The 8347-nt window shown below is 40.1% G+C and carries 10 protein-coding genes; 1 reads left to right on the plus strand and 9 read right to left on the minus strand.

Annotated features, from left to right (window positions below; genetic code table 11):
- Positions 1-102 precede the first annotated feature (102 nt).
- Complete coding sequence (locus EDD61_RS13490; protein WP_132225833.1) at positions 103-474, plus strand: nuclear transport factor 2 family protein; 372 nt, start codon at positions 103-105, stop codon at positions 472-474.
- A 282-nt stretch (positions 475-756) separates the two neighbouring features.
- On the opposite strand, the gene EDD61_RS13495 is transcribed toward EDD61_RS13490, so the two are convergent.
- The 9 genes from EDD61_RS13495 to tsaE all read right to left on the minus strand — a co-directional run bounded on the left by EDD61_RS13495 (position 757) and on the right by tsaE (position 7863).
- A complete protein-coding gene (locus EDD61_RS13495; protein WP_132225835.1) occupies positions 757-1344 on the minus strand; it encodes a GNAT family N-acetyltransferase in 588 nt (195 codons plus the stop codon).
- Between the two features lie 80 nt (positions 1345-1424).
- Complete coding sequence (gene asnS / locus EDD61_RS13500; RefSeq protein ID WP_128125420.1) at positions 1425-2810, minus strand: asparagine--tRNA ligase; 1386 nt, start codon at positions 2808-2810, stop codon at positions 1425-1427.
- 265 nt (positions 2811-3075) lie between these two features.
- On the minus strand, positions 3076-3705 hold the full coding sequence (locus tag EDD61_RS13505; protein ID WP_008689858.1) for a redox-sensing transcriptional repressor Rex: 630 nt from the start codon (positions 3703-3705) through the stop codon (positions 3076-3078).
- Between the two features lie 141 nt (positions 3706-3846).
- Positions 3847-4368 (minus strand): NUDIX hydrolase, encoded by a 522-nt coding sequence (locus tag EDD61_RS13510; RefSeq protein WP_132225837.1) that lies wholly within the window; start codon positions 4366-4368, stop codon positions 3847-3849.
- Between the two features lie 161 nt (positions 4369-4529).
- On the minus strand, positions 4530-5018 hold the full coding sequence (locus EDD61_RS13515; RefSeq protein WP_008689864.1) for an NUDIX hydrolase: 489 nt from the start codon (positions 5016-5018) through the stop codon (positions 4530-4532).
- 338 nt (positions 5019-5356) lie between these two features.
- Complete coding sequence (gene tsaD / locus EDD61_RS13520; protein ID WP_008689867.1) at positions 5357-6370, minus strand: tRNA (adenosine(37)-N6)-threonylcarbamoyltransferase complex transferase subunit TsaD; 1014 nt, start codon at positions 6368-6370, stop codon at positions 5357-5359.
- Positions 6367-6816, minus strand: a complete 450-nt coding sequence (rimI, locus tag EDD61_RS13525; RefSeq protein WP_017144563.1) for a ribosomal protein S18-alanine N-acetyltransferase — start codon at positions 6814-6816, stop codon at positions 6367-6369. Before rimI ends, tsaD begins: the two co-directional genes overlap by 4 nt.
- 1 nt (position 6817) lies before the next feature.
- Positions 6818-7420 carry a tRNA (adenosine(37)-N6)-threonylcarbamoyltransferase complex dimerization subunit type 1 TsaB gene (gene tsaB, locus EDD61_RS13530; RefSeq protein ID WP_008689871.1) on the minus strand — a complete coding sequence of 201 codons (603 nt, stop codon included), beginning with the start codon at positions 7418-7420 and terminating at the stop codon, positions 6818-6820.
- Positions 7417-7863: a tRNA (adenosine(37)-N6)-threonylcarbamoyltransferase complex ATPase subunit type 1 TsaE gene (gene tsaE / locus EDD61_RS13535; RefSeq protein WP_008689873.1), complete on the minus strand. Its 447-nt coding sequence runs from the start codon at positions 7861-7863 to the stop codon at positions 7417-7419. Before tsaE ends, tsaB begins: the two co-directional genes overlap by 4 nt.
- Between the last annotated feature and the right edge of the window lie 484 nt (positions 7864-8347).

The raw sequence follows: 8347 nt of genomic DNA on the forward strand, positions 1-8347 counted from the left end.
TCCACAGCCCTAAGCTAATTATATAGCTTAATGAATTCCCAAGAAAGGAAGATACTATTTAATTACCTGTTTCTTGGTTAATTAAATAATACAAGTTATCTTATGAACATCTATGAATTTTGGAAAGCCGTCCTAAAACAGGATGAGCAGGAAATCAGAAACTATTTTCATCAGGATGCGAGGATTTGTTGGCATTGTACCAATGAACTATTTACGCTTGATGAATATATTATTGCGAATTGCGAATATCCGGGAGATTGGGATGGGGTCGTAAAAAGAGTAGAGTTACTTGATGATTTGATCATTAGTGTTACACTTGTTTATCCAAAAGATCAAACTGTTTCCTATCATGTTGTTTCCTTTCTAAAGCTACAACAGGATAAGATTATTTCTTTGGATGAATATTGGGCAGATGATGGCAGTGCGCCGCAATGGCGATTGGACAAGCATATCGGAAAGCCTATCAAAGAATAATTTTTAAAGAAATTGGATAAACGTATTGGTAACGCGAAGAAAGGATACCTTTAAAAAGCTGGACTAACCTATTAAAAACTCATGAAAGAATAACTTTTGATAAATTGGGCTAACATATTGGAAACTCCATAAAAGGATCACCTTTTAAAAAGGAAAGGCACAAAACCCCAAACAGATAAAAAGCAGCTACAGGAAGGATGCAACCTTCATTCGTTAGATTTTAAGTCTAACCTTTGGAGGTCACATTAGAAATCATTCCATGCAAGCTGCTCTTTTTATGATTTATTTTATAGGATTACTGTCTTTGTTTAAAAGTTCGCTTAGATCCTTTGGCAATTGTTCAATGAAGGATGTCAATGGCACGATTGGTTGAGGTACACCTGGTGAAAGTAATTCTTTATCCATCCAAACAACATCCAACCACTTGTCAAATTTATAGCCGGTATGAGGAAATCTAGCCACTAATTGAAATCCTAACCGCTCATGCATCCTCTCACTTTTCGGATTGGGGGAAGTGATACAGGCATATGCATGATGTACCTGCTGTTTCTTTAATAAAATAAATAATACTTCATACAGCATACTGCCAATACCTTTTCCATGAACATCCTTATTGACATATACGCTTAATTCCACATCCCATTGATAAGCCGCACGCTCCTTATAACGATGCGCATAAGCATACCCTAAAATATTTCCTTCCTCTTCATAGACCAGATATGGATATACCTGTTGTATCACTTCCATACGTTGTTCAAATTCCGTAAGGGAAGGCACTTCATATTCAAAAGTTGCACTATCATGCAATACATATTCAGCATAAATTGCTAATATGCTTGCGGCATCCTGTTTTGTTGCTAAACGTATCATATTCTGTTCCTTTCTTACCCCTTTGTATCATCTATTGTAAAAGAAGACCTTCACATACCCTGTGAAAGTCTATTCTACGATTAGAAAATCAAATTTCTTGGTGTACGTGGGAATGGCTCAACATCACGAATATTCTGCATGCCTGTTAAATACATCAGCATACGGTCAAAGCCTAAGCCAAAGCCGGCATGTTTACAACCGCCATAACGACGCAAGTCCATATACCATTGTAAGCTGTCAGTTTCCATACCCATTTCTTTCATACGCGCTTCTAGCACATCATAACGCTCTTCACGCTGACTTCCGCCAACCAATTCGCCAACGCCTGGCACTAACAAATCACATGCCGCAACCGTCTTATTATCTTCATTGACACGCATATAGAAGGCTTTGATATCCTTTGGATAATCAATCAAGAAGACTGGTCCATTGACTACTTTCTCACATAAGTAGCGCTCATGCTCACTCTGCAGATCCATGCCCCATTCGATTTTGTTATTTTCAAACTTCACATCGGCTTTCTTTAAAAGCTCAATCGCCTCCGTATAAGTCATACGCTTAAATTCACTGTTACGTACCTTGGTGATACGTTCAATGCATTCCTTATCAATCATGCTGTTAAAGAATTTCATTTCTTCCGGTGCATTTTCCAAGACATAATCAATACAATATTTCACCATATCTTCAATAAGATCCATATCATCCTCTAAGTCCGCAAAGGCGATTTCCGGTTCAATCATCCAGAATTCACTGGCATGACGTGTCGTATTTGAGTTTTCAGCACGGAAAGTTGGTCCAAAGGTATACACATCTCGAAAAGCCATCGCAAAGGATTCTACATGCAATTGTCCGGATACCGTTAAAGAAGCGTGTTTCCCAAAGAAATCTTCTTCATACTTTTGATCTTCACGTGTGGTAACTGTAAAGGTTTCTCCCGCACCTTCTGCATCATTGCCGGTAATGACTGGCGTATGTACATAGACAAAGCCCTGGTTCTGGAAGAACTCATGGATGGCCATAGACAATACAGAACGCAGACGGAAAATGGCATAGAAGGAATTCGCGCGAGGACGCAAGTGTGGTATCTCACGCATATACTCAAAGCTGTGACGTTTCTTCTGCAATGGATAATCACGATCACAATCGCCTTCCAAAACAGCCTCTGTTATTACAATTTCAAATGGTTGTTTACCATCCGGTGTTAATTTTAATTTCCCGGTTACGGTGATAGCTGCGCCGGTAGGATATTTCTCTACTTCCGCGAAGTTTTTCAATTCCTGCATATAAACTAATTGCGCATTGCGGAAATACGTACCATCATTTAATTCGATAAAGCCTAATTTACCGCTGCAGCGATTTGTACGTATCCAACCTTGAAGCTGTACATATTCCAAGCTGTCTAGTTCTACATGAGATGCGCTTAATACGATTTCATATAGTTCGCGAATGGTCATAAATTCAAACATTTCATTTCCTCCTTTTATTCATTAAGGGAACAAAAAAAACGTTCCCTTTCAGGAACGTAAGTTAGTTACGCGGTGCCATCCTGATTCCTGTCAGAAATACCTCTGCTGACAGACATCTTGCTTATCGGATCTTAACGCCATCCTTTCGCGGAATCGTCTACTCTATTCTCCGATTCAACTCCACAGGTGTTCTCCGCTTGCTCGTATGCCTCCGGCTTCCACCATCCCGGATTCGCTATGCATCGTTAGCAGGCATCGTCCTGTTTCAACGTTCTACATTTAAACTGTTTGTTTCAAAAACAAGTTCCTGTATAGATGATACCACATCTACGCTCTTTAATACAACCCCTTTTGGAATTTGTATATGCACATGGGTAAAATCGACCAAACCTGTGATGCCACAGGCAATTAAACGATCTACCGTCTGCTGAATATTTTCACTGATGGCTAAGATGGCGATACGGCAGCCATCCGGAATGCGTTGTTCCAGCTCACTGATATCATATACCGGAATACCGAAACGCACACCCTGGCGATCAGGATTAATATCAAATGCACAGGCAATCTCACCTACAACATAATCCCATTTATTATACTTCATCAAAGCGCGGCCCATATTACCTGCCCCCACCAAAATGATCTTCTCATCGAAATCCATGCCAAGCTGCTGGTTGAATATTTCAATCAGTTTATTGACATCATAACCATACCCTTGTTTCCCCAGATTTCCCAAAAAGGAAAAATCTCGGCGAATCGTCGTTGGTTCAATATTCACAACACTGGCAAGCTCTTTGGACATGATCCTTTCCACTCCTGAGCTTTTCAGTTTCCGCAGTGCTTTCAGATACACCGGATAGCGCTGCAACGTAGCCTTTGGCACATTTTTCTCTGTCATGTTCATCACCTCTGTTAGTATACCACAAATTTTTTTAATTGTGAAGAATTTGTCATTTTGAACTTTTACGGCTTGACGTACTGTCATACGCATCTTGTAGTGTTGATAAAAAGAAGCAAGAAAACTTAGCTTTCCGATATATTATGATGAACAATGCAAGCCTTGCTGCTTATGCATGTCTAACAATAAAGCAAGCAAATGTGGCTGATATGGGATGAAGATTCCCTGTTTGCACATCAGATGCACAGTTTCTAAATCTGCCCAACAAACATCACTGACCTCTTCCTTTTGCAATGTCAGATCTGCTAATTCTCCGGCATAATCAATGGTGAAGAAATCTACTAAGGAATGTTGTCCATAGCTGCGCAAAACCGGCTTACGTTGTTGAAAATCCATATGAATGCCTAATTCTTCCTGCAACTCGCGCTGTGCACATTGCCGGGCATTTTCTCCACTAACAGCACTTCCGCCTATGCCAAAATCCCAATAGCCGGGAAAGCTTTCTTTTTGATCTGAACGTTTTTGTAACAACAGACGACCATCTTTACCAAGAATCAGCAGATGAATGACCAAATGGTAATCTCCTATTGCCATCGCATCTCCACGCTTTACTTTGCGTCCGGTACAAATGCCATCTTGTGTATAGATATCCCAGTATTCCATGATTCTTTCCTCCTAACCTTCTGTGATTGCTTTATTGGCTGCGTGATTGATTATGCGCTTGCTCATCACGTGCTTTTCATGTTTTTAATTATATCTTTTTATTCTTTAAATCATTGATCAAGTGCTTTACAAATGCTTACCCGGTACATTCTCCTTTTTCATCATTCACATTCTTTCGCAAGCCTTGTCACGATGGTTTGTATCCGCTCATCATCCAACTGTTTCAAGGTATCCTTAAAGAAAGCCGGATAGGCATCATAGCTTTGATAGTCATCGATCGGTATCCAAACTGCTTCCTCTAAAGGTGTTTTAAGAAATGGCTTTTTTAAATCCTCTTCATGCACAGGTTCTACCAGATAATAAAAGGATACCTCATGATTATTGCCAAGATCTTCTACATCAAAAAAATTCTCATGGATGCATACCAGTCGTTTAACACGAATAGATAAGCCTATTTCTTCCTTTGTTTCCCTGATGATTGCCTCTTCTGCAGTTTCCTGAAACATGATGGCACCTCCCAGTGAATACATAACTTCTTTACCACCTTCCGCTAATCTACCTTTCATCATCAGCACTTTGCCATCACGAACCAAAATCGCACCTGCTCGTAACCGAAAGGTTCCCTTTTCACTATCATAACAATTATCCATAAGCTCATCTCCTTTTTAGCTATGTTAAATACCCATAGCATCAAAAAACTCATCTAGTCTATCCAAAATGCTATTCATTATGCCATTGCTAGCTCTAAAACAATGGATATGAAACACATATATTGAAAAAGAATGTGATACCTTATATATTATATTACTTTATATGAAAGAATGTTCAACTAGTAAATACTATTACAAGATAAATTCATAAAATAATATCCATGCGACTAGAGATTTTCCCATACAAAAACCCCCTTTACTGATTTGTCCACAGTTCAGGGGGTATATCCAATATTCGGTTTATAAACGTTTCCTCAAGACTTTTCCTTCTATGCGTCTTATCTTTCCAATTCCATACCAGGATCTGCAGTCAAAGCAAAATCTCCACGCTCTCCATGCTGATAAGCGATGGTACCTGCAACACCGATCATTGCTGCATTATCCGTACAACAAGACAACGGCGGTATGATAAAGGTAACCTCTGGATACGCCTTAGCCATATCCTCACTGATCTTCTTACGCAAACAAGAATTCGCCGCAACTCCACCTGCCAACAACATTTGTTTAGGGTGATACAGCTCCAAAGCTTTCCGTGCTCTTTCCAATAACGCCTCAAAAGCCGTTTCCTGATAAGAAGCAGCCAAATCCTCAGGCAGGAATGTTTCATTTTTCCGCTTACAGCGATCAATAAACTGCAAGACACTGCTCTTTAAACCGCTGAAAGAAAAATCCAATTCATTCTCTGTTTTAGGCTTCGCCAATGTATAAATAGCTTTGCCATCCTTTGCTATCTTATCCACATAGACACCACCTGGATAAGGTAAGCCTAATACACGTCCAACCTTATCACCGGCCTCACCAATTGCATCATCTTGCGTTGTGCCTAAAATTTCAAAGCTCCATTCATCCTTCATATAAACAAGTTCCGTATGTCCACCTGATACAACTAAAGCAAGTAAAGGAAATGCAAGCTCGGTAATTAACTGATTCGCATAAATGTGGCCGGCAATATGATGTACGGGAACTAATGGCTTATCATATGCCCAAGCCAAAGTTTTCGCCGCCTGAACACCAACATGCAAAGAACCAACCAATCCCGGTCCCTGTGTAACCGCGATAGCATCCATATCCGCTACATCCATGTTAGCTTTCTTCAAAGCCTCTTCAATAACCATTGAAATATTTTCCACATGAATACGACTGGCAACCTCCGGAATCACACCGCCAAAATCCTTATGAACATCAATCTGCGTCGCCACCACATTTGCCACGATTTCCTTCGCATTCTTAATGATGGCAACCGCTGTTTCATCACAGCTTGATTCAATAGCCAATATATACGTGTCTTTCATATACAATTTCCTCCTAACGCCTTTATCAGAAAATCCGCATCCTCACCATTATCCTGATAATAAGCTTTACGGACATTCACTTTGATAAAATCATAGTGCTCATACAATTTATGAGCAGCTTCATTTGAAACGCGTACTTCTAATGAGATAGTTTCACACTGCTCTTGATTTGCTGTTGCAATCATGACATCCATCAGCAAATGCGCATACTGCTGTCCACGATAAGCCGGTGCAACAGCAATCTTCGCCAACTGACATGTTTCAAACGTAATCCAGAAATCAATATAGCCAATGATCCTATCGTCTACTTCTAACACATAAACATGAGCAAACGGATTCTCATGTAATTCATATCGATATTGTTCCTCTTGCCAAGGTAAGGGAAAGCACTCACTATCCAATGCCGCAACCGCTTCAATATCCTCCACTTGCATTTTACGCAGCATACTACTTCACCAAATACGCATCATTTTCTTTTAAATATCGCGGAGTTAAGGTATGTACATTGTCAATGCGACGCGCTAACGGACGCAATGCCTGGAAATTTTCCACAAAATCTACATCTTCGTGAGCAAGATCAATCAATTCCGTTTCTCCTACTACACGAACATCCTTGTCCTTCAGATACGCTTTCACCTCATCCAGCGTCATGATACCCTCATCCAAAAGAAACTTTCCTTCATCCAATAACGCCGTATACGCACGTGAACTACGCGCATCCAGCATTACAAACGTATGTGGATGCATACCTGCATACAACTGCAACGTACTGATGCAATATAAAGGAATATGCTTTCTGGTACATAAAACCTTAGCCACCGTCATCGCAATTCGCACACCGGTATAGCTGCCCGGACCATCCGTTATCACAACTTCATCAATATCATCCGCTTTCCAATGCGCTTCCTCCATTAACGCAATAAGCGCAGGAAATAATGTTTCACTCTGTCGTTTCCAACACTCCTGTGCAAGACTTGCCACCACGTTACCATCTTCCAGTAACACAAAGATCAAATGCTTATGCGCACTGTCCATACATAATGTTTTCATGCTAATGCCCTCTCTATCTCTTCATATGCTTTGCCAATACCCTCAATGATGAACAAACGAACTTCCTCATCAATGCGGCGTATTTCGATACGCAAACGTTCTTTCGGCAATTGTTCCTCAATATAATGTGGCCATTCCACTACACAAACGCCATCATCCTCAAAAATTTCCTCAAAGCCCAGATCCTGTGAGATGCCCTCTAAACGATATGCATCAATATGATACAAAGGCATTTTTCCATAATATGTTTTCAAAATGGTAAACGTTGGCGAATTAATGACCTTCTTCACACCCAACGCCTTACCAATAGACTTTGTCAAAGTTGTCTTACCGGCGCCTAAATCGCCACTCAATGTTAATAATGAACCAGGATGCAGCAAATGCCCGATTTTTTCACCAAGCTGTGCTGTTTCCGCTAATGAATGCACGGTAATTTCTATCATACTACTACCTCCATCTATTTTATTACAGTTATCCACCATAGATACTGTAGGTTTCTCAACCGTATCATTATAGCATATCTTTTCTGCTTAGCTATAGAATTTTGCCACAAGAATAGAAAAGTCCCGCAACTTTCAAGTTTCCTTCTCCAAAATCATAAACAAATACAACTATATTGTTGATGCAGGTGGTACACGGAAAAGATGGGTGGAAATAAAAAGGGTGTATGAACCCTATGGAAAATAAATAATTTAAAAGCATGGAAAACGCAATTTCAACTTATAAACTACTATATAGATACTAGGTAACTACTAGATAACTATTAGAAATCACTCTATTTGCTATGAAGCCTGTCCACAAGGAATGTGTTTAGCTTTCTATCTCTATATAGAAAAAACCTGTCCTTCTCAGAACAGGTCTTCCTACCTGGCAACGTGCTATCTTTACTGGAGCTCGTCCAGCTATTGTCGCCGCTGAAGTGCTTAA

The sequence above is a fragment of the Longicatena caecimuris genome (assembly GCF_004341945.1).
In the GTDB taxonomy this organism is placed as follows: domain Bacteria; phylum Bacillota_I; class Bacilli_A; order Erysipelotrichales; family Erysipelotrichaceae; genus Longicatena; species Longicatena caecimuris.

What these genes read in the sequence shown, in the direction of transcription:
- EDD61_RS13490 (WP_132225833.1), top strand. Translation starts at nt 103, where the DNA reads ATGAACATCTATGAATTTTGGAAAGCCGTCCTAAAACAGGATGAGCAG.
- EDD61_RS13495 (WP_132225835.1), bottom strand. Translation starts at nt 1,344, where the DNA reads ATGATACGTTTAGCAACAAAACAGGATGCCGCAAGCATATTAGCAATT.
- asnS (WP_128125420.1), bottom strand. Translation starts at nt 2,810, where the DNA reads ATGTTTGAATTTATGACCATTCGCGAACTATATGAAATCGTATTAAGC.
- EDD61_RS13505 (WP_008689858.1), bottom strand. Translation starts at nt 3,705, where the DNA reads ATGACAGAGAAAAATGTGCCAAAGGCTACGTTGCAGCGCTATCCGGTG.
- EDD61_RS13510 (WP_132225837.1), bottom strand. Translation starts at nt 4,368, where the DNA reads ATGGAATACTGGGATATCTATACACAAGATGGCATTTGTACCGGACGC.
- EDD61_RS13515 (WP_008689864.1), bottom strand. Translation starts at nt 5,018, where the DNA reads ATGGATAATTGTTATGATAGTGAAAAGGGAACCTTTCGGTTACGAGCA.
- tsaD (WP_008689867.1), bottom strand. Translation starts at nt 6,370, where the DNA reads ATGAAAGACACGTATATATTGGCTATTGAATCAAGCTGTGATGAAACA.
- rimI (WP_017144563.1), bottom strand. Translation starts at nt 6,816, where the DNA reads ATGCTGCGTAAAATGCAAGTGGAGGATATTGAAGCGGTTGCGGCATTG.
- tsaB (WP_008689871.1), bottom strand. Translation starts at nt 7,420, where the DNA reads ATGAAAACATTATGTATGGACAGTGCGCATAAGCATTTGATCTTTGTG.
- tsaE (WP_008689873.1), bottom strand. Translation starts at nt 7,863, where the DNA reads ATGATAGAAATTACCGTGCATTCATTAGCGGAAACAGCACAGCTTGGT.